The 24,073-nt window shown below is 67.8% G+C and carries 23 protein-coding genes, 1 other RNA gene and 1 riboswitch; of the genes, 16 read left to right on the plus strand and 8 right to left on the minus strand.

Annotated elements, in window-relative coordinates:
• Window positions 1-19: 19 nt before the first annotated feature.
• The 3 genes from ACFOPI_RS08130 to ACFOPI_RS08140 all read left to right on the plus strand — a co-directional run bounded on the left by ACFOPI_RS08130 (window position 20) and on the right by ACFOPI_RS08140 (window position 3,210).
• Window positions 20-1,714, plus strand: a complete 1,695-nt coding sequence (locus ACFOPI_RS08130) for a thiamine pyrophosphate-binding protein (protein WP_382172796.1) — start codon at window positions 20-22, stop codon at window positions 1,712-1,714.
• Between the two features lie 131 nt (window positions 1,715-1,845).
• Window positions 1,846-2,559 carry a helix-turn-helix transcriptional regulator gene (locus ACFOPI_RS08135; RefSeq protein WP_382172798.1) on the plus strand — a complete coding sequence of 238 codons (714 nt, stop codon included), beginning with the start codon at window positions 1,846-1,848 and terminating at the stop codon, window positions 2,557-2,559.
• A 6-nt stretch (window positions 2,560-2,565) separates the two neighbouring features.
• The gene (locus ACFOPI_RS08140; protein WP_382172800.1) at window positions 2,566-3,210 is read left to right on the plus strand and encodes a Crp/Fnr family transcriptional regulator; all 645 of its coding nucleotides are present in this window, start codon (window positions 2,566-2,568) and stop codon (window positions 3,208-3,210) included.
• Window positions 3,211-3,219: 9 nt separating this feature from the next.
• On the opposite strand, the gene ACFOPI_RS08145 is transcribed toward ACFOPI_RS08140, so the two are convergent.
• The 4 genes from ACFOPI_RS08145 to ACFOPI_RS08160 all read right to left on the minus strand — a co-directional run bounded on the left by ACFOPI_RS08145 (window position 3,220) and on the right by ACFOPI_RS08160 (window position 8,735).
• Complete coding sequence (locus ACFOPI_RS08145) at window positions 3,220-5,208, minus strand: hypothetical protein (RefSeq protein WP_382172802.1); 1,989 nt, start codon at window positions 5,206-5,208, stop codon at window positions 3,220-3,222.
• Window positions 5,205-6,053 carry a phosphatase PAP2 family protein gene (locus ACFOPI_RS08150; RefSeq protein ID WP_382172803.1) on the minus strand — a complete coding sequence of 283 codons (849 nt, stop codon included), beginning with the start codon at window positions 6,051-6,053 and terminating at the stop codon, window positions 5,205-5,207. The genes ACFOPI_RS08145 and ACFOPI_RS08150 overlap by 4 nt, the downstream gene beginning before the upstream one ends.
• 259 nt (window positions 6,054-6,312) lie before the next feature.
• Complete coding sequence (locus tag ACFOPI_RS08155; protein ID WP_382172805.1) at window positions 6,313-8,064, minus strand: adenylate/guanylate cyclase domain-containing protein; 1,752 nt, start codon at window positions 8,062-8,064, stop codon at window positions 6,313-6,315.
• A 215-nt stretch (window positions 8,065-8,279) separates the two neighbouring features.
• Complete coding sequence (locus ACFOPI_RS08160; RefSeq protein ID WP_382172807.1) at window positions 8,280-8,735, minus strand: SWIB/MDM2 domain-containing protein; 456 nt, start codon at window positions 8,733-8,735, stop codon at window positions 8,280-8,282.
• A 255-nt stretch (window positions 8,736-8,990) separates the two neighbouring features.
• On the opposite strand from ACFOPI_RS08160, the gene rraA reads away from it, so the two are divergent.
• Complete coding sequence (gene rraA, locus ACFOPI_RS08165) at window positions 8,991-9,503, plus strand: ribonuclease E activity regulator RraA (RefSeq protein WP_382173085.1); 513 nt, start codon at window positions 8,991-8,993, stop codon at window positions 9,501-9,503.
• Between the two features lie 6 nt (window positions 9,504-9,509).
• Here the strand turns inward: rraA and ACFOPI_RS08170 are convergent, their stop codons facing one another.
• From ACFOPI_RS08170 to ACFOPI_RS08180, 4 genes are all read right to left on the minus strand, one after another.
• Window positions 9,510-10,325 (minus strand): sulfite exporter TauE/SafE family protein, encoded by an 816-nt coding sequence (locus tag ACFOPI_RS08170; protein ID WP_382172809.1) that lies wholly within the window; start codon window positions 10,323-10,325, stop codon window positions 9,510-9,512.
• Between the two features lie 70 nt (window positions 10,326-10,395).
• A non-coding RNA gene (ssrS, locus tag ACFOPI_RS24245) (6S RNA) lies at window positions 10,396-10,576 on the minus strand.
• Between the two features lie 69 nt (window positions 10,577-10,645).
• Window positions 10,646-11,023, minus strand: coding sequence for a cell division protein ZapA (locus tag ACFOPI_RS08175; protein WP_382172811.1), 378 nt, complete (start codon window positions 11,021-11,023; stop codon window positions 10,646-10,648).
• Window positions 11,020-11,250 carry a DUF904 domain-containing protein gene (locus ACFOPI_RS08180; RefSeq protein ID WP_382172812.1) on the minus strand — a complete coding sequence of 77 codons (231 nt, stop codon included), beginning with the start codon at window positions 11,248-11,250 and terminating at the stop codon, window positions 11,020-11,022. Before ACFOPI_RS08180 ends, ACFOPI_RS08175 begins: the two co-directional genes overlap by 4 nt.
• A 50-nt stretch (window positions 11,251-11,300) precedes the next feature.
• Window positions 11,301-11,553: riboswitch (cobalamin riboswitch) on the plus strand.
• 79 nt (window positions 11,554-11,632) lie between these two features.
• Here ACFOPI_RS08180 and ACFOPI_RS08185 point away from each other — a divergent pair.
• Genes ACFOPI_RS08185 through ACFOPI_RS08240 form a run of 12 tightly spaced genes read left to right on the plus strand, consistent with a single transcriptional unit; the run spans window position 11,633 to window position 24,067 of the window.
• Entirely contained in the window at window positions 11,633-13,459 is a 1,827-nt protein-coding gene (locus ACFOPI_RS08185; RefSeq protein WP_382172814.1) for a TonB-dependent receptor domain-containing protein, read from the plus strand.
• An 8-nt stretch (window positions 13,460-13,467) separates the two neighbouring features.
• The gene (locus ACFOPI_RS08190) at window positions 13,468-14,820 is read left to right on the plus strand and encodes a cobyrinate a,c-diamide synthase (RefSeq protein WP_382172816.1); all 1,353 of its coding nucleotides are present in this window, start codon (window positions 13,468-13,470) and stop codon (window positions 14,818-14,820) included.
• On the plus strand, window positions 14,817-15,638 hold the full coding sequence (locus ACFOPI_RS08195) for an ABC transporter substrate-binding protein (protein ID WP_382172818.1): 822 nt from the start codon (window positions 14,817-14,819) through the stop codon (window positions 15,636-15,638). Before ACFOPI_RS08190 ends, ACFOPI_RS08195 begins: the two co-directional genes overlap by 4 nt.
• Window positions 15,631-16,206, plus strand: coding sequence for a bifunctional adenosylcobinamide kinase/adenosylcobinamide-phosphate guanylyltransferase (gene cobU / locus ACFOPI_RS08200; protein WP_382172820.1), 576 nt, complete (start codon window positions 15,631-15,633; stop codon window positions 16,204-16,206). The genes ACFOPI_RS08195 and cobU overlap by 8 nt, the downstream gene beginning before the upstream one ends.
• A complete protein-coding gene (locus tag ACFOPI_RS08205) occupies window positions 16,203-17,102 on the plus strand; it encodes an ABC transporter substrate-binding protein (RefSeq protein ID WP_382172822.1) in 900 nt (299 codons plus the stop codon). Before cobU ends, ACFOPI_RS08205 begins: the two co-directional genes overlap by 4 nt.
• Window positions 17,099-18,178 (plus strand): FecCD family ABC transporter permease, encoded by a 1,080-nt coding sequence (locus ACFOPI_RS08210; protein WP_382172824.1) that lies wholly within the window; start codon window positions 17,099-17,101, stop codon window positions 18,176-18,178. The genes ACFOPI_RS08205 and ACFOPI_RS08210 overlap by 4 nt, the downstream gene beginning before the upstream one ends.
• Window positions 18,175-18,969 (plus strand): ABC transporter ATP-binding protein, encoded by a 795-nt coding sequence (locus tag ACFOPI_RS08215; protein ID WP_382172826.1) that lies wholly within the window; start codon window positions 18,175-18,177, stop codon window positions 18,967-18,969. Before ACFOPI_RS08210 ends, ACFOPI_RS08215 begins: the two co-directional genes overlap by 4 nt.
• Entirely contained in the window at window positions 18,959-19,528 is a 570-nt protein-coding gene (cobO, locus tag ACFOPI_RS08220; protein WP_382172828.1) for a cob(I)yrinic acid a,c-diamide adenosyltransferase, read from the plus strand. The genes ACFOPI_RS08215 and cobO overlap by 11 nt, the downstream gene beginning before the upstream one ends.
• Before the next feature lie 16 nt (window positions 19,529-19,544).
• Entirely contained in the window at window positions 19,545-20,552 is a 1,008-nt protein-coding gene (gene bioB, locus ACFOPI_RS08225; RefSeq protein ID WP_382172830.1) for a biotin synthase BioB, read from the plus strand.
• Between the two features lie 16 nt (window positions 20,553-20,568).
• A complete protein-coding gene (gene cbiB / locus ACFOPI_RS08230) occupies window positions 20,569-21,534 on the plus strand; it encodes an adenosylcobinamide-phosphate synthase CbiB (protein WP_382172832.1) in 966 nt (321 codons plus the stop codon).
• Window positions 21,531-22,529 carry an aminotransferase class I/II-fold pyridoxal phosphate-dependent enzyme gene (locus ACFOPI_RS08235; protein ID WP_382172833.1) on the plus strand — a complete coding sequence of 333 codons (999 nt, stop codon included), beginning with the start codon at window positions 21,531-21,533 and terminating at the stop codon, window positions 22,527-22,529. Before cbiB ends, ACFOPI_RS08235 begins: the two co-directional genes overlap by 4 nt.
• Window positions 22,526-24,067 carry a cobyric acid synthase gene (locus ACFOPI_RS08240; RefSeq protein ID WP_382172835.1) on the plus strand — a complete coding sequence of 514 codons (1,542 nt, stop codon included), beginning with the start codon at window positions 22,526-22,528 and terminating at the stop codon, window positions 24,065-24,067. Before ACFOPI_RS08235 ends, ACFOPI_RS08240 begins: the two co-directional genes overlap by 4 nt.
• The last annotated feature ends 6 nt before the right edge of the window (window positions 24,068-24,073 follow it).

Below are 24,073 nucleotides of genomic sequence, written 5' to 3' on the forward strand. Positions count from 1 at the left end.
GTCTGTGCACAATTCCGGCATGACCACACAACTTGCCGGACACCTGCTCGTCGACTGCCTCATCGCCCAGGGCGTGACCCACGCCTTCGGCGTGCCGGGTGAAAGTTACCTCGCGGTGCTCGATGGCTTCCACGACCGCGCGGACCGCATCCGCTTCGTGATCAACCGGCAGGAGGGCGGCGCGGCCTTCATGGCCGAGGCCCAGGGCAAGCTGACCGGGCGGCCTGGCATCTGCTTCGTGACGCGCGGCCCTGGAGCCACCAATGCCTCGATCGGGCTGCACACCGCCTACCAGGACTCGACGCCGATGGTGCTGTTTGTGGGCGATGTGGCCAGCGATGCGCGAGACCGTGAAGCCTTCCAGGAGGTGGACTACAACGCCTTCTTCGGCCCGAGCACGAAAGGCATGGCCAAGCGCGTCGAGCGCATCGACGACCCGCGCCGCATCCCCGAATACGTGGCGCGCGCCTTCGCCACCGCCATGAACGGCCGGCCTGGACCGGTGGTGCTGGTGTTGCCCGAGGACATGCTGACGCAGGCGGTGGATGCCGCCCCGTTGCCGCGTGTGGAACCGGTGCAGGCCTGGGCCGACCCCGGTGCGCTGCGCGAGCTGCGCACGCTGCTGCTGGCGGCCGAGCGCCCGCTGGTGATCGCCGGCGGCGGAGGCTGGACGCCGCAGTCGGCCGCCGCGCTGCAGCGCTTCGCCGAGAACTGGCAACTGCCGGTGGCCAACGCCTTCCGCTTCCAGGACTGCTTCGACAACCACCACCCTCAGTACGCGGGCGATGTCGGCCTGGGCATCAACCCGGCGCTGGCCCGACGCATCCGCGAGAGCGACCTGGTCCTGGCCATTGGCCCGCGCCTGGGCGAAGCGACCACCGGCGGCTACACGCTGCTGGAGGCGCCTGTGCCGGCACAGAAGCTGGTGCACATCCACGCCAGCGCCGAGGAACTGGGCCGGGTCTACCAGCCCACGCTCGCGATCCAGGCCACGATGAACGCCGCCGCGCGTTCGCTGGAGGTGCTGACCGCCCCGCCCAGCCTGCCGTGGTCGGCCTGGACGGCCGCCTGTCACGCCGACTACGAGGTCAATGTGGATGTTGGCAACGGCGGCATCGTGCTGCCAGGCAGCATCGACATGCCAGCCCTCATTCACATGTTGCAGAAGCAACTGCCGGCCGACGCGGTGCTGACCAACGGCGCAGGCAACTTCGCCAGCTGGCTGCACCGGTTCTACCGTTACCACGGCCTGCTCAAGGGGCACAAGACGCAACTGGCGCCGACCAATGGCGCCATGGGATATGGCGTGCCCGCGGGCATCGGCGCCGCCATCCTCACCGGACGCACCGCCTTCACCATCGCGGGCGATGGCGACTTCCTCATGAACGGGCAGGAACTGGCCACGGCGGTGCAGCATGGCGCAAAGTCGGTCATCGTGCTGCTCAACAACGGCACCTACGGCACCATCCGCATGCACCAGGAGCGCGAATACCCGGCACGGGTCAGCGGCTCGGACCTGCGCAACCCCGACTTCTGCGCGCTCGCGCGGGCCTATGGCTATATGGCCGAACGCATCACCCACACGGCGGAGTTCGAGCCAGCGCTGCAGCGGGCGCTGGCCGCCGACGGCGGCTCGCTGATCGAGGTCATGCTCGATCCGGAGGTCATCACCACCCGCGGAACCCTCTCGGCGATCCGGAACAAATCCCGCTGATTGGGGTGCATTGGTTGCTTTTTGGCAACAACGTTTGTGAATAGGTCACAGGCCGGTGGGCAATGGCACACGCCTCAGGACGGGTGCCGGTTTCTAAGCTTTCCCCATCCGCAACACACGAGGAAAGCGCCATGGAAACCACCGCCCAACGCCACCTGATGGACCGTACCACCAGCGACCTGTACTTCCACGCCGAGCGCACGCAGTCGGTGCCGGACAGCCTGGGGCAAGACCTGCTATTGCGGGTGCTGGACGAGGTCGACTACGGCCTGCTGGTGATCGACTCCCAGGGCCACATCCGCCACGCCAACCACCTGGCGCGGCACGAAATGTCGACCGGGCGGGTGATCGTCACCCATTCGCGCTCCCTGCTGGGGCGCAACACCGAGCTCACCACCCAGATCCAGAGCGCCCTGGAACACGCTCTGCGCGGCCAGCGCCGCCTGCTGCAACTCAAGCAGGGTGAACACGAGCTGTCGCTGGCCTTCGTGCCGCTGAGCCACCCGCTGGAGTTCGACGCGCCCACCGTTCTGGTGCTGCTCTCTCGCAAGAATGCCTGTGACAACCTGGCGCTGCGCATGTTCGCCCGCTCGCAGAACCTGAGCCCCAGCGAAGAGGCGGTGCTGCTGGCCCTGTGCCGCGGCGCCTCGATTCCTGAGATCGCGTCCGACCACAAGGTGGCCGAATCCACCGTGCGCAGCCAGATCAAGGCACTGCGCGAAAAAACCGGCTGCGGCAGCATCCGGGCCCTGATGCAGAAGGTGCACAGCCTGCCGCCCATGGTCCCTGCCTTGCGGGTGATCTCCGCGATGCCGCACAATGCCATGGAGTTTGCCCAACCATGAGCCAGGATGTCCGCCTTCCTTCCCGCCAGCACAGAGCCTTCCTCCCACATCCAGGCACTGGCGGCACTGGGCGTGCAGCGGCGCTACCGCAACGGCGCGCTGCTGATCCAGGAAGGTGAGTCCGGGGACACGATCTACATCGTCCTGCAGGGGCGCCTGCGGGCCTTCCTCGGCGACGGCAACGGCAAGGAACTGACCCTGGGCTTTTACGGCCCGCTGGAATATGTGGGCGAAATGTCGCTCGACGGTGGTCCGCGTTCGGCCAACGTGGAGGCGGTCGATGCAACGACCTGTTCCGTCATCTCCCGTGCCGTGCTGCTGAACTACATCGCCCAGCACCCCGAGTTCGCGCTGGAACTTATGGCCCGGCTGATCCGCCGGGCGCGGCTGGCCACCGAGAGTGCCGGCAATGTGGCCCTCATTGACGTTTATGGACGCCTGGTGCGCCTGCTCAACCAGCTGGCCCAGGAGCCCGAAGCCTCTGGCGAGCGCCGGCTGGCGGAGCGCCTCACCCACCAAGAGCTGGCGCAACACCTTGCGTGTTCACGCGAAATGGTGTCCCGCCTGCTCAAGGACCTGGAAACCGGCGGCTACATCGCCGTTCGCGAGCGCTGGATCTGGCTGCTCAAGGCGCTGCCGGCGCGCTGGTGAAGGACAGATTCAGAGCCGCTTCCTGGTGATCTGTGGTGCCGCACAGCTGGTGCCATACATGCGCACCGACGAGCCGCTGCGGCTGCCGGCACCAAGCACCCCCCATAGCGCTGTGCTCTCGTCGCTCACTGCCAGTTCGTCCGGCACCTTCTTCACCCCGTAGCGTTGGGGCAGTCGTGCGGCATCTGGGTCTGGCAGTCTCGGGCTGTAGCGGGCGGCGGGGTTGAAGGCGCTGCTGGCGAATCGGACGCCGCCGACAGAGACGGATCGCTGCCCCGTTCCGATGCTGTTGAACACCCCGCTGCGCCGGATCGGCGTCGGGTTGTCGGGGTGGTCGACAAAGCTGTCGATGTTGCCGCTGGTGTCATAGAACCTGTCCAGCATGGCGGACTGGCGAGCGCCGGTGTAGGTCCCCTGTGCCACGTCGTCCCGTTCCACGTAGGCATCCAGGACCACCGGATTGAGCCCTCCGTTGCAGACTTTCACTTGCCAGACGCCGGCCGGGGCCAGCCGGTCCTCGGGGTGGTGCGAGGCCGTCGGGCACAGGGCGAGCAGAGCGCAGGTGCCGTGCCGACCCAATGCTGTCTTTCTCGGAAACACCAACGCCAGCTGGGGTGCGGTGGTCGAGGGCCAGCAACCTGCGTTGCCGACGCTCATCGGTCCCAGCACCTGCCCGCCGGGCAGCGTGACCTCGATGCTGATGTCCTGCAGCGCTTCCTCAGGCAGGTCGGGGTCGCCCAGCCACAATTCGAGAAAACTCTGGGTGCGGTCGTCGGGCTGGATGTGCCAGTGCAACTCGGCGGGCGCACCTCCCGGCTGCAGGGTCTGGTTCACGTGGGTGCGGTCCTGATAGCCGTTGCCCGCAGGAATGAAAACCTGCAGCCGTTCGGGCGTGCACAGTGCCACCAGATGATCCATGGCTGCTTCCAGCACCGAGGTTCCGTCGTGTGGACCGGCCAGCGTGCCCCAACTGATGTTGACCACCAGCTGCGCATCGGTGGTCACCCGGTTCAGGATGAACATGAGCGCGTCCAGCACGCTGACGTTCATCGCTCCGCCCGAGGTGTCGATCACGTTGGACCAGTCCAGCTGCACTGCGATCAGGGGCGCGCGGCTGGCCTCGTCGTGGGCTGGCGTCATGTCCGGCGTGTGGCCCGCACTGCTCATTCGGGCGGTGGCCAGCCAGGGGCCAGCGGCCAGGCTGGCCACCACCGTTCCGTGGTTGACCGGGTGCTTCAGGTCCCAGCATTGCAGGTGGTCGTACAGGTCATCCTCGTCCACCGAGCCGTTCAGCGTGAACCGGTTCATCGCGGCGCGGATGTCGGCCGCCGTCAGTTCATGTCCATAGCCCATGACCGGCGGCGTGGGGCCGGCGCGGCGAGGGTCGAGGCGGCTGCGCAGGCGGCGACCCAGGCCCGGACCGTGCGGACCGTCGAATTCGTCCTGGCGCCAGAAGTGGCGCACCCGCGGCTCTCCGTCGGGTTTCAGAAAGGCGGTGTTGGCCATCGCAAGACCGCCATCGATGATGCCGATCACTTTTCCGCCCAAGCGATCCGGACAGGGGGGCACTGTGTCGCCAGGCAAGGCCGGGTCGGTCAGCGGTCCGGTGTGCTCCTCCACGGGCAGGCCGAGCTCGTAGCGCCGAACGATGCCGGCCAGGTCCGAGCGCTTGCGCATCTCCTTGAAAAAGCCTTTGCGTGCGCGTGCCGTGCAGAAACGAAGCCCGGGCAGCAGCAGGTAAGCCTTGGGCACCTGCAGCCACTTCACGTCGGATGCCTGCAGCAGGTCCTGGATGCCGAAACCGGAGTGGAGTTCGATGATGATCGGCAGCCATCTGGGCTGAGCTGCCGGGCCTTCGCCCAGCCGGTAGCCTTCAAAGCGGTCGGCTTCGGCCCATGCGAGGTAGGGGTCGGCGCCCTCGATGCTGCCGGGCAGGGACCAGTCCGTGCCGGTGACCTCGCCTTTGGGCAGCGGCTGCCAGGGCTGGGCCGCGCTCATGACCACTCCTTCAGGGCCTCCTGCCACAGCCAGCCCAGGGTGTCGGCCTGGGGCAGCGGAATCTGCGGGCCGCTCACGCTGTAGGCGCCCGCGTCCATCGGGTCGCTGAGCTTGAAGTCCTTGGGGGCGCCATCCGCCTCGACGAACTTGTCGCTGTCAAAGCCGCGCAGTCGAACGTTGCCACCGGTGGCGCGGGCGACGAAGAACTCCCCGAGACTCGTGCCCAGCAGGCGGCCAACCGCGCTGTCCACCGGGTAGTGCACCCCCGCCACCGTGCGGTTGACCGCGATGCGCGCCGCCAGGCGCTGCAGCTGCGTGCGGCTGTTCTGGCCATCGTGCTTGCCAGGGCGGGTCTGGTCCATGAACGACTCCAGCAGGGTGGCCACTGCGAACGCTTCTGTCGAATGACCGCTGGGCCAGCTGCCGTGTCCCGGCGTGGGGATCATGGGCTGGATTTGTGGCGACAGCTCCACCGGCCGCAGGGTGGCAAAGATGTGCTTGAGTCGCATCTCGACGTGTACACACAGGCCCAGCGCGATCTCGATCAGCTGCAGCGTTTTTTTGTGCCGGTGGGCTGTCAGGCCGAGCACGGCGGACCAGTAGCCAACCGGCGCGGTCAGCTGGTCCAGCACCTCGGCAGCCCGGTCTCCGCGCAGATCCGCGTAGGCCGCGACCAGATCCAGCTGCTGCTTGAGCAGGTTCTTTGAGGGGCCCTGCAGCTGCACCAGCGTCCGGTTCTTGATCGTGGTCGCGCCGAGGTTGGCGAACTTCAGGTCGGCCTGTTTGGTGCTGGCCGAAGCAGTGACGGAGAGACCTTCGACCAGTTGCTCGAAGCAGGTGGTCATCCGCGGACCGTCGGCCCAGAGACGCAGGTTTTGGTCCTGATTGAACCCGGGGGTGGAGGGGTGGAGCACCGCGCCGCCGAATGGTCCGGCGATGGCGGCCCGGCTGATGGTCAGCGCGTCAGCTGACAGACTGCTCGCAGCCCCAACGCCACCACTGACGCCTCCACTGACGCCTCCACTCACGCCTCCACTCACGCCTCCACTCACGCCACCACTCACGCCACCACTCACGCCACCACTCATGTCGTCTCCTTTGGGATCAAGATTTCGGGAGGCCAAGGGCTTCCATAGCCTTGGCAGTTCTTAGTCGCGCCTGACTCACTCCTGCTGATGCCAGATATCGAGTCACCGTCAGCTCGGGTTGCATGACACGCAGCAATTCAAATGTGGCCTTTGCGTCGCGCTCACGCCCCAGCTCGTACTGAGACACCAAGAGCGCACGAATGGTCGGGAGATGGAAGCGGTTCTTGCGCAAGGACGCTTCGCACATCGTTACAGCGTCTTCCAGTTTTCCCTGTGCCAGGTAGCAGTTGCCCAGCATCATTTCGAAGTAGTACTTTTGCGGGTCCAAGGGTGACAGTTGGAGCGCACTCTCCGCTTCGATCACAGATTGCTCCGGCGATCCCCACATGGTCGACCACACGCTGCTGTAGAGCCACCCCATAGGGTCGTTGGGGTTGCTGTGGGTGGCCTCAAGAAGCAACTGATGGGAGCCCTGGATGTCTTTGCCCAGGTGGCACATGGCGTGTCCCTTCACCGACAGCGCCAGAGCGCTGTCCGGCGCCATGTCCAGCGCGCGGTCCGAGATGTCGATCGCCCTCTGGAATGATTCGTGGGGGTCCGCAGCCATGCCCTGCACCACCTGCATGATGTGCCACTTGGCCAGCCACGCCCAGGGTGCGACCGAGCGCTTGTGCCGGTCCACCAGGGCCTCCAGCAGCTGCTGGCTGCGCTCCAGATCCCGGCGGGTGGATCGGTGCATCAGGTTGATGGCACCCAACATCAGGGCACTGCTGTCCAGCCGGGGCAGGGCCTGGGTCAGGGTGCGTTGCACTTCCGAGTGCAGCAGCTGGTCGGCGCAGGTGGACGCCAGCGAGTTGATCAGCTCGCTTTCCTGCTGCACCACGTCCATCACGTCGCCGGTGAGCCGGTCTGCCCAGATCACCTCGTTGTGCCGGGTGTCGCTCAGCTGCGCGGTCACAAGCACGCGCTCGCCCAGCGTCACGTAGCTCCCTGACAGCACGAAGTGGGCGTCCAGCTGCTGGCTCGCAGTCTGGTTGATGTCGTCCCGCCCCCTGAGCACGGTGGTCGACAGCCTCGAGATGACACGCAGGTGCTGGCTGCGCGAGAGCTGGACGATGACGCCGTCCGCCAGCAGATCGCCGATCACGAAGTGCTCGGGTGCATTGCTTCGCGACACGAAAGGCAGCACGGCGATGGTGGCCCGGAAGTCCTCCGGTCTGGCGGCAGGGGCGGGCGGTTTGAGGGTGACACCTGTTCCTGAGGGCGGGGAGAGCGTCCAGGTCCTGACGGGCTCCGGCCAGTGCTTGAGGTAGCACTCGCCCATGTCCTCCATGTCACCGTCGACCCCGTCCACCAGGGCGTCGTGCACATTGGCTGTGATCACGGTTTCTCCGGGACCTGCGAGTCCCGCTACCCGGGCGGCCAGGTTGACACCGTGGCCGAACACATCATGGTCGTCGATGTACAGGTGGGTGGCGTTCAGTCCGGCGCGGAGCCAGAATTTGTTGTCGTCATCCCGCCGGCGATTGGCGTCGTCGAAATAGCGGTGGAGGCGCAGGGTGGCCTTGACAGCTTGGGACGGTTCGTCGAACTCCACCAGGATGCCGTCGCCCAAACTCTTGACCAGGCGGCCGCCATGTCTTGGCAGAACCTCTTCACGGGCGTGCTGGAGAAAGCCGTGCCACTGGTGGACCACGGACGCTTCGTTCGATGCCATCAGCCTCACGGATTCCACCAGGTCCATCACCAGCACCACCTTGTTCTGCATGAGCGGCAGAGGCGGCACCTCTGGGGATGGAGCCGATTCGCCGTGAGAGCCCATGGTGCTGGGGTGTGGCTGGCTTGTCATACCTCGAAAGGGGGAAGTGCTGTTTCAGTTTCTCACATCTGAAAGGTCCGGGCGCAGACGACAACGGCAAAAAAAAGAGCCGGCAAGGCCGGCTCTCCGCAGACAGGAGCATCTGGTGCTCCTTAGCGCCCTGATCACTTCAGGTGTTCGTTGATCATCTTGGTCATTTCGAACATCGAGGCCTGGGCCTTCTTGAAGATTTCCTTCAGCTTGGCGTCGGCGTTGATCATGCGCTTGTTGACCGCATCCTGCAGCTTGTTCTTCTTGATGTATTCCCAGACCTTCTTGGTCACTTCCGTGCGGGGCAGCGGGCTGTTGCCAACGATGGCGGCCAGTGCAGCGCTGGGGGTCATGGCCTTCATGAAGGCTGCGTTGGGGGTGCGCTTCTTGGCAGGTGCGGCCTTCTTGGCGGGAGCGGCGGCCTTTTTGGCCGGAGCAGCCTTCTTCGCCGGAGCAACGGCCTTCTTGGCCGGAGCAGCCTTCTTCGCCGGAGCGGCAGCCTTCTTGGCGGGCGCAGCCTTCTTTGCCGGAGCAGCGGCCTTCTTGGCCGGAGCGGCCTTCTTCGCAGGAGCTTTCTTTGCAGTTGCCATGTTGAGGATTCCTTCTAGAAGTGGTTTGACGCCAGAGGAGAACGCGCTCTCTCACTGGTGCCTCGCATGCTAATGGAGATGCATGGTCCTTCCAAGGTGGAAGCACCGTTTTTTTGCGCGATGTCAGAGGGAAATCGGGGTTTTTTGGCCCCGAAAACAACACTGCGCCCGGTATTGCGCACCTCCCACCAATCCGCAGTGCAGAGCGTGCTTCAATTTCTGCTCCGAAAAACCAGTTTTCCAGAGTGGTTCACCATGACTTCTTCCATCGATTTTTCGACCTGCGACTTTGGCGACGAACACAAGGGTGATGCCAGTGGCGCATTCCGTGTGTTGCCACCTGTGTTCCGCGACTTCGGTGCACACCGCCGTTTCGCCGGGCCGGTCGTGACCGTGCAATGCCTGGACGACAACAGCCAGGTGAAGGCCCTCGTCGAAGGGCCCGGGGAGGGGCGTGTGCTGGTGGTCGACGGTGGGGCCTCGCTGCGGCGCGCATTGCTCGGCGGCAATCTGGGCGCCGCCGCCGCGCACAACGGTTGGGCGGGGGTGGTGGTGGATGGGTGCGTGCGCGATGTTGCTGAACTGGCGGTGTGCGAGACCGGCATTCGCGCGCTGGCCTCGGTGCCGCTGCCGACCGAGCGGCGCAACCAGGGAGTGCGCGATGTGCCCGTGAAGATCCAGGGCGTCACCGTCCGTCCGGGCGAATGGCTGTATGCGGACGAGGATGGCACCGTGATCGCCGACCGGCCGTTGCACCGGGGCGCCTGAGCAAGCTCAGGCGGTCAGGCCCTTGTAGAGCATGTACGCCGAAAGCAGGTAGAGGATCAGTGCGAAGGCCCGCTTGAGCGATTTCACCGGTAGCGCGTGTGCGGCCTTCACGCCCAGCGGCGCCATCAGCACGCTGACCATGGCGATCACCGTCAGCGCGGGTAGGTACACGTAGCCCAGCGAACCCGCCGGAAGGTCGGCCACATCCTGGCCAGAAATGACGTATCCGGCGGCGTTCGCCAGCGCGATGGGGAAACCGAGCGCAGCGCTGGTGGCCACCGCGTTGTGGATGGCGACGTTGCACCAAGTCATGAACGGGACACTGACAAAGCCGCCGCCGGCACCGACCAGTCCCGACAGGAATCCGATCACACCCCCGGCACCGAGCTGACCGAGCGTTCCCGGCAAGGTGCGCGAGGCCTGTGGCTTCTTGTCCAGCAGCATCTGGGTGGCCGAGAAGCCCACGAACAGTGCGAACAGCAAGGCCAGCGCCCCACCCTTGAGAACCGCGAAGACACCCAGACTCGCAACCGCCGCACCGAGGACGATGCCGGGGGCGAGACGCCGCACGATGTCCCACCGCACGGCGCCGCGCTTGTGGTGCGCGCGAACGCTGGAGATCGAGGTGAAGATGATGGTGGCCATGGAGGTGGCGATGGCCATCTTTACCGCAAGGCCGGGCGCGACGCCACGGTGGGTGAGGATGGCGCTGATGAACGGCACCATGATCATGCCGCCGCCGATGCCCAGCAGGCCGGCCAGAAACCCTGTGAACACGCCCAGAAGGGCCAGCTCGGCGATCAGCAGGGGTTCAAGGCTCATGGGCGGAAATCCGGAGGGCAGAAAAGAGTGCGGCCCCAGGAAACATCCGTGGGGCCGCAGCGAAGGGTATTAGGTGTCTGCAAGTGCCACCAGACCGTCATCCTGAACCGGGGGTTCAGGTGGGCGAGGGCAACGGGGCTTCGGGTTCATCTGACGCGAGACGCTCACACCAGCCACGTTATGTACCAAGCCCGGGCTCATGGAGCATTGGTTCAAGGAAATATAAAGCCCGGCATGCACTGCAGACAGGGCAAATTGTAGAGGCTGGAGGCCCGAGGGAAGGCTTCGCCCGTCGGAAAAGTTGAAGGTCGGGGCCGGATTCAGATCAACTGGCCGTCACTGCCCAGCGCCTGGTCCAGGCGCCGCACCAGCTCCTCGGCGCGCGCCAGCGCAGCCGCGTCGTACGCTTCGCTCGCGGGGGCGGATTCCGGCAGGGGCGGCGGCTCGGGAGGAAGGAACGACGAGGAAGCAAACCCCTGGGCTTCCTTCTGGGACAGCTCGAACGCCAGGTTGAGCGACGCGAGCACGGCGATGCGGTCACGGGCCTTGACCTTACCGGCGTCCCGGATGCGGCACATGGCGGTGTCCACACGCTCCACAGCGTCCAGCAGCGACTGCTCACCACCAGCAGGACAGGCCAGCAGATAGCTCTGGCCCATTATCTGAACCTCGATCTGCTTGGAGGCAGGTTTGTTCATTCGGAGTCCTTGTGGGAGGGTGTCTCGGTCCCGACCGGCAACCGGTCCAGCAGCGCGTCAATGCGGGAGCGTGCCGCGTTCAGACGGGACTTGATGGAGTCACGTTCTGCCTTGAGCGAGGCCACCTGCTCCATCAGCAGGGCGTTGGTGCGCTGCAGTTCTTCGTGGCGAAGGAGCAGGCGTTCCACGCGCTCGGCGATCAGGTCAATGTGCTTGGGATCGGCCATGGTGACGACTGGTGAGTGATCCATTGTAGGGTTGCCGCAAGGAGCACGGGCTTACAATGGATTGCGTTGGTGCTCGCGGTGTGGTTCACATGCCGCAGTTCAACGGGAAGCAGGAGGGAAAGTCCACAGCGACCGACCTAACCTGCGCTGCCCCCGCAACGGTAAGCAGACGGGATACGGGTTTTCCGCCCAGTCCCCGCCTCCATCCCACAGCCACTGGACAGCCGGTTTCGACCGGCGCTCCGGGAAGGCGGTGGAGGTTGTTCTGCCAGCCCGGATACCGGCCAACACGGTGGTGACGCGTCCTGTCCGGGGCCGTCGCCGTGACGCCCAGGCGCTGTCGGGGAAGACGGCGAGGGCAACCATCGTTTGTCTTTCATCCATGTCTTTCCGTTCTGCTCCGGTGCGCCTGGCCGCGCTGCCCCTGGCTTGCGCCATCGCGTTCCCTGTTCTCGCCCAGTCCACCCTGTCGACCGTGGTCGTGTCGGCGACCCGGTCCGAGCTGCCCATCACCGATGTGGTGGCCGATGTGACCCTGGTCGACCGCAGCGCCATCGACCGTCTGGGCGTTGCCTCGGTCTCCGACGTGCTCGAGCGCCTGCCGGGCGTGACCGTCAACCGCAATGGAGGGCCCGCATCCACCACCAACGTCTACCTTCGCGGCGCTGAAGGCCGCTTCACGGCGGTGTTCATTGATGGTGTGCGCATCGACTCCCAGTCCACCGGCGGTGCCACCTGGAATGCAATCCCTTTGTCCCTGGTAGACCGCATCGAGGTGCTGCGCGGGCCGGCGGCGGCGGTGTACGGTTCGGATGCGATGGCTGGTGTGGTGCAGATCTTCACGCGCCAGGGCGACAAAGGCTTCTTTCCGTCGCTGCGCATGGGCGTGGCATCGAACAGCACCTACGAGCTGAGTGCCGCGCTGCGCGGCGGCGACGGGGTGGTCGACTACGCCTTCGGTCTGGGCTCGGAACGGAGCGACGGCTTCAACGCCAAACCTTCTGGCAACCCTGATCGCGACGGCTACCGCAACGAGTCGTTCTCGGGCCGCCTCGGATGGAAGCTCTCCGAGGGGCAGAAGCTGGAAGCCACGCTGCTGGACAGTCGCCAGAGGGCGGGCTACGACGGCTTCATGCCGGGGCAGGACGACCAGGCCAGGCAGCGTCTGCAGGCGGTGGGTCTGAACTGGGACAGCCGCTGGAGTGAGGCCTGGAGTACCCGTGTGGGGCTCAGCCGAGGAACCGACCGCTATGAGACCTCACCCTCGAGCTACTTGACGGACACCACGGTGGACAGCTGGCTGCTTCGCAACGAGCTGCGCGTGGGGCCAGGCCGGCTGACGCTGGATCTGGAGCGCCGCGAAGACCAACTGGAAAACGCCAGCACCACTCCCGAGCAGACAGACCGCCACCAGAACGCCATTGCGCTGGGCTATGGCGTACAGGCCGGCGACCACACGCTGCAGCTCAACGCCCGCCGCGACGACGACAGCGAGTTCGGCGCGCACACCACCGGCTCGCTCGCCTACGGCTATGCGCTGTCCAAGACCCTGCAGCTCACAGGATCCGTGGGCACGGCCTTCCGTGCCCCCACGCTGTTCCAGCGCTTCAGCATCTACGGCACGCGCGACCTCAAGGCCGAAACCGCGCGAAACATGGAAGCGGGACTGCGCTGGCAGGAGGCTGCGAGCCGCGCCTCGGTGGTGGTCTACCGCAACCGCGTGAAGGACCTGATCGACTACCTGGCCGGCCCCGGCAGCTGTGTCAACGGCGTGGGCGATTTCGCCGGCTGCTACGGCAACACCGGACGCGCCACCTACACCGGCGTCACGCTGGCCGGCGGCACGAAGCTGGGCGAGGTTGCCCTGGGCGCTTCGCTGGACCTGATGCGTCCGAAGAACGCTGAAACCGGCAAGCTGCTGGCACGCCGTGCCGAAACCCAGGCCACGTTGACGGCCGACACGCCGGTGGGCGCCTGGCGCCTGGGCGCCGAGGTGCAGCACCTGGGCAAGCGCTACGACGACGAAGCCAATGCAAAGCCTTTGCCGGCCCACACGCTGCTGAACCTGACGGCCAGCACCGACATCGCCCGCGACTGGCGGTTGCTGGCGCGTGTGAACAACGCCACCGACAAGGACTACGAGTCGGTGTTGGGCTACGCCACGGCTGGCCGGACCTTCTACCTGGGCCTGAGCTGGTCGCCCCGCTGAGGTCCACGATGGATCGCACCGCCACCTGTCCTGCCCTGCTGATCGCAGCTCCGGCCTCCGGCCAGGGCAAGACCACGGTCACCGCGGCGCTGGCGCGGCTGCACGCACGGTCCGGGCGGAGCGTGCGGGTGTTCAAGTGTGGGCCGGACTTTCTGGACCCGCACTGGCACCAGTTGGCCAGCGGCCACCCGGTGCACAACCTGGACCTCTGGCTCAACGGCGAGCACGACCTGCGCGCGCGGCTGCACGAGGCTGCGGCGAGCAGCGACCTGATCCTGATCGAAGGGGTGATGGGGCTGTTCGATGGCGAGCCGAGCGCGGCCGATCTGGCGGTAAAGCTGGGCATTCCGGTGCTGGCGGTGATCGACGCCGGTTCCATGGCCGGCACCTTCGGCGCGCTGGTGCACGGGTTGCGCCACTACCGCCCGGGCCTGCCCTGGGCCGGCGTGCTCGCCAACCGCGTGGCCAGCGAGGGGCACGAGAAGATGCTGCAGGCCTCAGTGCGCGGCGACGATCTGGGCCGCGAGCCGGCGGGCATCGACGCGGGCTGGCTGGGCGGCCTGCGGCGCGACACCGGTTTTGCGCTGCCCGAACGGCACCTGGGCCTGACGGTGGCGTCCGAACTACCCGACGCGATGGCGCGGCTGGATGCGCTGGCCGACGCCATGGCAGCCACGCCGCTGGGCCAGCTCGATGTGGCCGGCTGGCAGCGCTGGGCCGTGCCCTTTGAAGCGCAAGCCGAGCGTCCGGTGGCGCCGCTGCTGCGCGGGCGCACCGTGGCCGTCGCGCGTGACACCGCCTTCTGTTTCACCTACCCGGCCAACCTGGACACGCTGCAGGCGCTGGGAGCCCAGCTGGTGTTTTTCTCGCCGGTGGCCGACGAGCCAGTGCCGGACTGCGACGCACTCTGGCTGCCCGGCGGCTACCCTGAACTGCACGCAAAAGCACTGGCGGAAGGCACCCGTTGCCGCACCTCGCTGGCGGCACACATCGCGGCGGGCAAGCCGGTCTGGGCCGAGTGCGGCGGCATGATGCCGCTGTTCGACGGCCTTACGCTGGCCGATGGCACGCGGGTGCCGATGTGGGGCCTGCTCCCGGGCGAGGTGGCCATGCAGCCGCGCCTGGCCGCGCTCGGCCCGCAGCGCTGGGACACGGCGCAGGGCGAGGTGCGCGGGCACACCTTTCACTACTCGCTGACCACATCACCGCTGTCGCCCATGGCCCACACCGTGCCGGGCGGCAAGTTCGGGCGACCCGAAGCCGTGTACGGCCAGGGCTCGGTGCGCGCGAGCTATTTCCATGCGTGGTTTGCCTCGAACCCGGAAGCGGCCGCGCAGCTGTTCCTGCCGGAGGCCGCATGACCGTCGCTTTGCCAGGGCCGCAGCGCATCGTCTGTCTGACCGAAGAGACCACCGAGTGGCTGTACCTGCTGGGCCAGGAGGCGCGCATCGTCGGTATCAGCGGCTACACCGTGCGGCCACGCCGGGCGCGCGACGAGAAGCCCAAGGTCAGCGCCTTCCTCAACGCCAAGATCGACAAGATCCTGGACCTGCAACCCGACTGCGTGTTCGGCTTTTCGGACCTGCAGGCCGACATCGCCGCCGCGCTGATCCGCGCAGGCGTGCAGGTGACGGTGTTCAACCAGCGCAGCGTGGAAGAGATCTTCTCCATGCTGTTCCAGGTCGCCGCCATGGTGGGCTGTGCTGAGGACGGGCTGGCGCGCATCGCGGTGATGCGCCAGCGGCTGGACGCGATCCGTGCGGAGGTGGCCGCGCTCGAAGCGGAGGGCAAGCGCCGGCCGCGCGTGTTTTTCGAAGAGTGGGACGAGCCGCACATCAGCGGCATCCGCTGGGTGTCGGAGCTGCTGGGCATCGCAGGGGGCGACGACATCTTCCCCGAGCTGGCCGTGCAGTCGCTGGGCAAGCACCGGATCATTGCCGACGGTGCCGAGATCGTTCGCCGCGCGCCGGACATCGTGATCGGCTCCTGGTGCGGCAAGAAGTTCCGCGCCGAGAAAGTGGCGGCTCGGGCGGGTTGGCAGGACGTGCCCGCCGTGCGCAATGGCCAACTGTTCGAGATCAAGTCCGCCGACATCCTGCAGCCCGGTCCGGCGGCGCTGACCGACGGGGTGGAGCAGATGCACCGCATCGTCAAGCAATGGATGGTGGCCCATGGTTGATCCGGTGCGCAGCGAGTTCATCCTCGGCGGCCAGCGCAGCGGCAAGTCGCGCCGCGCCGAGACGCTCGCACGGCAGTGGCTGGACAAGTCGCCCGAGCACCGTGCGGTGATGGTCGCGACGGGACAGGCCTGGGACGACGAGATGCGCGAACGCATCGCAAGTCATCAGGCCGACCGCGCTGTGCGCGTGCCCGGCATGGTGACCGTGGAAGAAACGCTGGCGCTGGCCGACGCATTGAAGCAGGACAGCGACCCGAACACGCTCATCGTGGTCGACTGCCTGACGCTGTGGCTTACCAACCTGATGATGCCGGCCGACCCGGCGCAGGCATTCCCTGAGGCCGCTGTGACCGCGGCGGGGGAAGACTTGTGCACGGTCATCGCCGCAGCGCCCGGGCCGCTGGTGCTGGTGGGCAACGAGATCGGTCTGGGTGTGATTCCCATGGGGCGCGAAGTGCGTGCTTTCGTGGACGCGCTGGGCCGTTTGAACCAGCGGGTGGCGACTGCCTGTGATCGCGTGACGCTCATGGCGGCGGGGCTGCCGCTGACTTTGAAGGACAGAACATGAAACGGATGCGCACGGCATGGCTCGCGCTGGTGTGGGCCCTGATGGCCCTGGTCGGAGGTTCCGCCCAGGCGGCCCTGCAGATCACCGACGACAACGGCGTGGTGGTGAACTTTGAGCGCTCGCCGCAGCGCATCGTGAGCCTGCTGCCTTCACTGGCCGAGACGGTGTGCGAGCTCGGCCAGTGCGCACGGCTGGTGGGTGTGGACCGCTATTCCACGTTTCCTGCCAGCCTGACGAAGCTGCCCCAGGTGGGCGGCGGTCTGGACCCGAACATCGAGATGATCGTGGCGCTGCGGCCCGACGTGGTGCTGATGGCCACCTCCTCGCGCGCGGGCGAGCGCCTGCGCGCGCTGGGCCTGAAAGTGGTGGCGCTGGAGCCCAAGACCCACGCCGACGTGCAGCGCGTGATGCTCAAGATCGGCCAGCTGCTGGAGGTGGCGGACGCCCAGCGCATCTGGCGCGCGATCGACGCCGCCGTGATGGCTGCTGCCCAGTCGCTGCCGGCCAGTGTGCGCGGCACGCGCGTGTATTTCGAGGTCAACCCCGGGCCGTACGCGGCGGGTGAGGGGTCTTTCATCGGCGAAACGCTGACCCGCCTGGGTGCCCGGAACATCGTGCCGGCCTCGCTCGGCCCGTTTCCCAAGCTCAATCCCGAGTACATCGTGCGCGCCGATCCCGACCTGATCATGATCGGCCAGCGCAGCGTGGACGGCATGGCCCAGCGCCCTGGCTGGATGGGCATGCGCGCGATGCGCGAGCAGCGCCTGTGCGTGTTCAGCACCAACGAGTCCGACACCCTGGTGCGCCCCGGGCCGCGCATGGCCGAGGGGGCCCGCCTGATGGCGCGTTGCCTGGCAGAGAAGGCGGGTTCTAAGCAAGCGGGGGCGAGACCGTGAACGCTCGCCGGGCCGTCTGGCTCATCGCGGCACTGCTGCTGTCGGCCATCGGCCTGGCCGCGCTGGGCGTGTGCGTCGGTGCGACCGGCTTCGAGAACCTGGTCGGCCCGCTGCTGGACCCGCAGGCCGACCCGGCCGCCACCGCCATGGCGCAGCAGATCGTGTGGGACATCCGCCTGCCGCGCACCCTGGGCGCCTGGGCGGCGGGCGCGCTGCTGGGCCTGGCCGGTGCGGTGGCGCAGGGCCTGTTCCGCAACCCGCTGGCCGATCCTTTTCTGCTCGGCAGCGCCTCGGGCGCGTCGCTGGGTGTGGCGCTGGCGCTGGCGGCCATGGGCGGAGGCGCCGGCATGCTGGGTGGCAGCATGATGAACAGCGGTGTGGCGGTCAGCGTGTTCTCCAGCAGCGCGCTGGTGCGCCTGGGACTGACCGGTGCGGCGTTCTGCGGTGCGGTGCTGGCGGTGCTGATCACCCTGGTGCTCTCGCGCGGCGTGCAGCACACGCTGCGCCTGCTGCTGGCCGGTGTGGTGGTGGGCGTGGTACTGGGTGCAATGACCGAGATGGTGCTGCTGTTCTCGCCGGACAGCTTGCGGGCGATGCGGGCGTTCGTGCTCGGGTCGACGAGTTTTGTGGATCGGACGGCATGCCTGCTGATGGTGGGTGTGTGGGTGCTGTGCACGCTGGCGGCCTGGCTGCTGGCGCGGGTGCTCGACGGCCTGAGCCTGGGCGACGCCACGGCGCGCAGCCTGGGTCTCCCACTGGGCCCCATGCGTGCTGCGCTGGTGGCCGTGCTCGCGCTGGCCACCGGCACCGCCGTGGCGCAGACCGGGCTGATCGCGTTTGTGGGACTGGCCGCGCCGCACCTGGTGCGCTCGCTGGTCAAGACCACCAGCGCCCGCCTGATGCTGCTGGCCAGCTGCATGGGCGGCGCGCTGCTGATGGCGGCCGACACGCTGGCGCGCTGGCTGATCGCGCCGCAGGAGCTGCCTGTGGGCGTGCTCACCGCGGTGTTGGGCGGTGGTTACCTGCTGTGGCTGATGCAGCGCAATGCGCGGGTGGCTCGCGGAGGCGGGTTATGAGCGCCGCCATCGAAACCTGCGAGCTGAGCGCTCGTCTGGGTGAAGAGCCCATCCTGCACCGCATCGCGTTGAACCTGCCGCGGGAGCGCTGGACCAGCATCGTCGGTCCCAACGGCGCGGGCAAGTCCACGCTGCTGCGTTGTCTGGCCGGCTTGCTGCCGCACACCGGTGCGGTGTCTGTGCTGGGCCGGCCGCTGGCCGACTGGCCGCAGCGCCAGCGCGCCCGCCAGCTCTCGTGGCTGGGGCAGAACGAGGCCAGCGCAGACGACCTGACGGTGTGGGACGTGGCCATGCTCGGCCGCCTGCCGCACCAGGCCTGGCTCAGCCCGCCCAGTGCCGACGACCGCGCTGCGGTGGAGCGCGCGCTGCGCGCCACCCAGGCCTGGGACTGGCGCGCCCGCTCGCTGGGCCAGCTCTCGGGCGGCGAGCGCCAGCGCGTGCTGCTGGCCCGTGCCCTGGCCGTGGAGGCCCAGGTGCTGCTCATGGACGAACCGCTGGCCAACCTGGACCCGCCGCACCAGGCCGACTGGCTCGAACTGGTGCAGGCCCTGGTGCGAGAAGGCAAGACCGTGGTGAGCGTGCTGCACGAGGTCGGTATGGCGCTGCACGCCGACGAGCTGGTGGTGATGGCGCAAGGTCGCGTCACGCACCAGGGGCCGTGTGCCGACGCCGCCACGCACCGTGCGCTGGAAGCCGTTTTTGACCACCGCATCGAGGTGCACGCGCTGCAGGGGCAGTGGGTGGCGCTGCCGCGGATCAACCCTTTGAAGAGTTCACACCATGCAGATTGAAACCCCGCCGACAGAAAAGCCCTACGAGAAAGCCGAAGGCGAGCGCCGCGGCATCGTGATCGTCAACACCGGCGATGGCAAGGGCAAGAGCACGGCCGCCTTCGGCCTGGCGCTGCGCGCCCATGGCCGCGGCAAGGCCGTGAAGATCTACCAGTTCATGAAGGTGCCGACCGCGCGGTTCGGCGAGCACCGCATGTTCGAACAGATCGGTATCCCGATCGAAGGGCTGGGCGACGGCTTCAGCTGGAAGAGCCAGGACCTGGAGCACTCGGCGCAGCTGGCGCGCGACGGTTGGGAAAAGGCGCGAGCCACCATCCTGGGCGGCGAGCATTTCCTGGTGGTGCTGGACGAGATCACCTACCCCCTGATCTACGGCTGGCTGCCGCTGGACGGCGTACTGCAGGCACTGCGTGAGCGCCCGAGCCATGTGCACGTCTGCCTGACCGGTCGCCGCTGCCCGCCCGAGATCATCGAGCTGGCCGACACCGTGACCGAAATGACCAAAATCAAGCACGCGTTCAACGCCGGCATCCCGGCGCAGCGCGGCATTGAGGATTGACCTCTGGAGACCACCAATGAACACAACGATTGAATCCCCCGTGACCCTGCACCGCCCGGCCAAGGCCGCGCCGGCCATCGAAGGTCGCTGGTCGCTGGACGAGGTGCAAGCCCTGCTGGACCTGCCGCTGCCCCAACTGATGCACCGTGCGCAGACGGTGCACCGCGAGCACCACGACCCGAGCCACATGGAGCTGGCGACGCTGCTGTCCATCAAGACCGGTGGCTGCCCGGAGGACTGCGGCTACTGCCCGCAGTCGGTCCACCACGAAACCGGTGTGGCCGCCAGCAAGATGATGACGCCCGAAGACGTGCGCGAGGCGGTGCTGGGCGCCAAGGCCGCTGGCGCCTCGCGCTTCTGCATGGGCGCGGCCTGGCGCGCGCCCAACGACCGCGACCTGGAGAAGGTCGAGGAACTGGTGCGCGTGGTCAAGGACGAAGGCCTGGAGGCCTGCTGCACCCTCGGCATGCTGACGGGTGACCAAGCGCAGCGCCTGAAGGACGCGGGCTTGGACTACTACAACCACAACCTGGACACCGCGCCCGAGCTGTACGGCGACATCATCAGCACGCGCGACTACCAGGACCGGCTGGACACGCTGGGCCATGTGCGCGAGGCCGGCATCCATGTCTGCAGCGGCGGCATCGTGGGCATGGGCGAATCGCGCGCAGGCCGCGCCGGCCTGATCGCCCAACTGGCGAACCTGGCGCCGTACCCGGAGTCGGTGCCGATCAACCACCTGGTGAAGGTGCCGGGCACACCGCTGGCCGATGAGCCGGACCTCGACCCGCTGGAGTTCGTGCGCACGGTGGCCGTGGCCCGCATCACCATGCCCAAGGCCAAGGTGCGGCTGTCGGCCGGGCGCCGGCAGATGGACGAATCGACCCAGGTGCTGTGCTTCCTGGCCGGCGCCAATTCCATCTTCTACGGCGACAAGCTGCTGGTGACGGGCAATGCGGATGTGGAGGCCGATCAGGAGCTCTTGAAGAAGATGGGCATGCACACGAGCAGGGCGCACGCCTGACCTTTCCATGAGCTTCATGGCCCAGTTCCCCCCCGACGCCGCCGTTCAGGCTGGCGCGGTGCTGGTCGCGCTGGGGCTGGACGTTCTGTTCGGAGAACCACCGGCGAAGCTGCATCCGGTCGTGGCGATGGGTCATTACCTGGGCGCGGTCGGGCGGCGCGTGTCGCGTGCGGCAGGCACGGTGCCTCGGCCGGGGACCGAGTTTTGCCTGGGTGCGCTGGGCTGGTGTGCGGGTGCGGCGCTGGTGGCGGCCCTGGCGTTCGCCGCCGGCTGGACCATGGAAGATCTGCATCCTCTGGCGCAGATCGCGCTGCTGGGTGTGCTGCTCAAACCCATGCTGTCCTGGCGCATGCTGCGCGACGAGGTGCGGGCGGTGGAAGCCGCGCTGGCCGAATCGCTCGCGGCCGGGCGACAGCGCGTGGGCTGGCTGGTCAGCCGCGATGTCAGCGCATTGAGCGAAACGCAGGTGCGCGAGGCGGCGGTGTCCACGCTGGCCGAAAATCTCAACGACTCCGTGGTGGCGCCGCTGTTCTGGTTCGCTGTGGCGGGTCTGCCGGGAGCGGCGCTCTACCGCTTTGCGAACACCGCCGATGCGATGTGGGGCTACATGGGCGAGCGCGCCGGCCGCGACTGGACCTGGGCCGGCAAGTGGGCCGCGCGCGTGGACGACGCGCTGTCCTGGCTGCCCGCGCGACTTACGGCGCTGCTGATCGCGCTGCTGTCGGCCGGGCGCGGCTGGTCGACGGTGGTCGCCAACGCCGGCCTCACGCCGTCGCCCAACGGCGGCTGGCCCATGGGCGCGCTGGCTGTGGGCCTGGGCATCCGGCTGGGCAAACCCGGTGTGTACGAACTCAACAGCCCGGGCCGGGCGCCGCTGGCGGCCGACACGGCGATGGCGCTGCGGCGCTGCGCCCAGGTGGTGGCCCTGTTGGCGCTGATCGCGGGCGGTGCGCTCCTGCTGTCGCTCGGGGCGCGGCCATGACTGCACGCATCCACGGGGGGCCGGACGCCCAGGGCGTGGCGCGCTGGGACTTTTCCAGCAACGCCAACGCCTGCGGGCCCTGTCCGATGGCGCTGCAGGCGGTGTGGCAGGCCAATGCCACGCACTACCCCGACCCGGCCTACACCCGCCTGCGCGCCACGCTGGCGGAGCTGCATGGTGTGGCGCCCTGGCGCGTGCTGCTGGCCGCCAGCGCCAGCGAGTGCATCCAGCGTCTCACCGCCTGGCGCTGGCAAGCGGGCGACCGCCGGTTCTGGACGCCGCCGCATGCCTACGGCGACTACGCCCACGCGGCGTCGGCCTGGGGGCTGGAACGGGTCGGCGCGCCGGCGCAGGCTCCGCTGGCCTGGCTCTGCGACCCTGGCAGTCCGCTGGGGCAGGGCGAATCGGTTGAGGTCGTGCGGGCCTTGCTGAACCACACGCCGCGCACCGCGGTGTTGGACCGTGCCTACGCACCGCTGCGGCTGCGGGGCGAGAGCGCACTCGACGCCGCGCAGCTCGACCGCGTCTGGCAGCTCTGGTCGCCCAACAAGGCCCTCGGCCTGACGGGGGTGCGCGCGGCCTACGCCATCGCGCCGCTGGGCGCCCACGCCGATGTCGAGGCGCTGCAAGCGCTGGCCGCCTCCTGGCCCATCGGCGCGCACGGCGAAGCCATGCTGATGGCCTGGGCTCAGACCGAGGTGCAGCGCTGGGTGGCCGACAGCCGAGAGAACCTGGCCGCCTGGGCAGAGGCCTTGCGTGCGACGCTGGAGCGCCATGGCTGGATCTGTGCGCCGAGCGACACGGCCTACGTGTGCTCCAAGCCGCCGCATCCGCTGGACGCTGCGCGCCTGCGCGCGCAGGGCATCAAGCTGCGCGACGCGACATCGTTCGGTCTGCCGGGCTGGTGGCGCCTGAACGCGCAGCGCCCCGAGGCGCTGGCCGCCCTGGACGCGGCGCTGCAGGAACAGCTTGTGAACGAAGGGACACCGCGATGACCGCCGTGTGCGTGATGGTGCTGGGCACGACCAGCGGCGCCGGCAAGAGCTGGCTCACCACGGCGCTGTGCCGGCACTACGCTCGTCAAGGGTTGCGCGTCGCGCCGTTCAAGGCCCAGAACATGAGCAACAACGCTCGCGTTGTCACCAAACCGTGCAAGGGTGATGAGCGTTTCGCCGCCGGGCCGCCCCAAGGTGAAACAGCCCCCTCGGGGGGCAGCGACCCGCGCCAGCGGTGGAGCGTGGGGGCGGAAATCGGGAGCGCTCAGTACTTCCAGTCGCTGGCAGCGCGGGCCGAACCGGATGTGCGCATGAACCCGTTGCTGCTCAAGCCCGAGGCCGACACACGCAGCCAGGTGGTGCTGATGGGCGAGGTCAGTCGCGAGCTCAGCGACATGCCCTGGCGGGGCCGCAGCGACAAGGTGTGGCCGCACATCACCGCAGCGCTCGATGCCCTGCGCGCCGAGAACGACGTGGTGGTGATCGAGGGTGCGGGCTCTCCGGCCGAGATCAACCTGCACGCCAGCGACATCGTGAACATGCGCGTGGCCCGCCATGCGCAGGCGCGCTGCCTGCTGGTGACCGATATTGACCGCGGCGGCGCCTTCGCCCATCTCTATGGCACCTGGGCGCTGCTGCCCGAAGACGAACGCGCGCTGATCAAGGGCTTTGTGCTCAACAAATTCCGGGGCGATGCCTCGTTGCTGGCGCCTGCGCCGCAGATGCTGCATGAACTCACCGGTGTGCCCGTGGTCGCCACGCTGCCGATGTGGTGGCAGCACGGCCTACCCGAGGAAGACGGCGTCTTCGATGACAGAACGCGGGCGGCCGGCGCAGTGCAGACCACCATCGCAGTGATCGCCTGGCCGCGCATCAGCAACCTCGACGAATTCCAGCCGCTCAAGAACGTGCCGGGTGTGCGGCTCGTTTGGGCGCGCACGCCGGCCGACTGTGCGGGCGCGGACTGGATCGTGCTGCCCGGCTCCAAGGCCACCGCAGCCGATCTGGCTTGGCTGCGCGCGCAAGGACTCGACCGCGCGGTGGCCGAACACGCCGCACAAGGAAAGGCGGTGCTGGGCATCTGTGGTGGTCTGCAGGTGCTGGGCGAGGCGCTGATCGACACCCACGGGATCGACGGCAACGCACCGGGCCTCGGCCTGCTGCCGCTGGTGACGGCCTTTGATACCGACAAGACCGTGCGCCGTACGACCACAACCTTTGGGGCACTGACCGGTACCTGGTCGGCGCTGTCGGGCATCACCGCCTCGGGCTACGAGATCCACCACGGGCAGACGGCGCAGCACCCGGCCATGGCCGCCAAAGGCGACGTCGCGCGCGAGGTCGTTCCGGGACTGGCCTGGCAGAACGCCGCCGGCAACGTGCTGGGCTGCTACCTGCACGGCCTGTTCGAGGACCCGGCCGTGCTGCGCGCGCTGTTCGGCGCCACCGTGCCCACGCTGGACAGCGTGTTCGACGGCCTCGCCGATTTCATTGCACAACACGTCGAGCCCGGTGTGCTCGACACCCTCATTCAATAGGACTGA

It is taken from the genome of Hydrogenophaga luteola, from assembly GCF_042648585.1.
In the GTDB taxonomy this organism is placed as follows: Bacteria; Pseudomonadota; Gammaproteobacteria; order Burkholderiales; family Burkholderiaceae_C; genus Hydrogenophaga; species Hydrogenophaga luteola.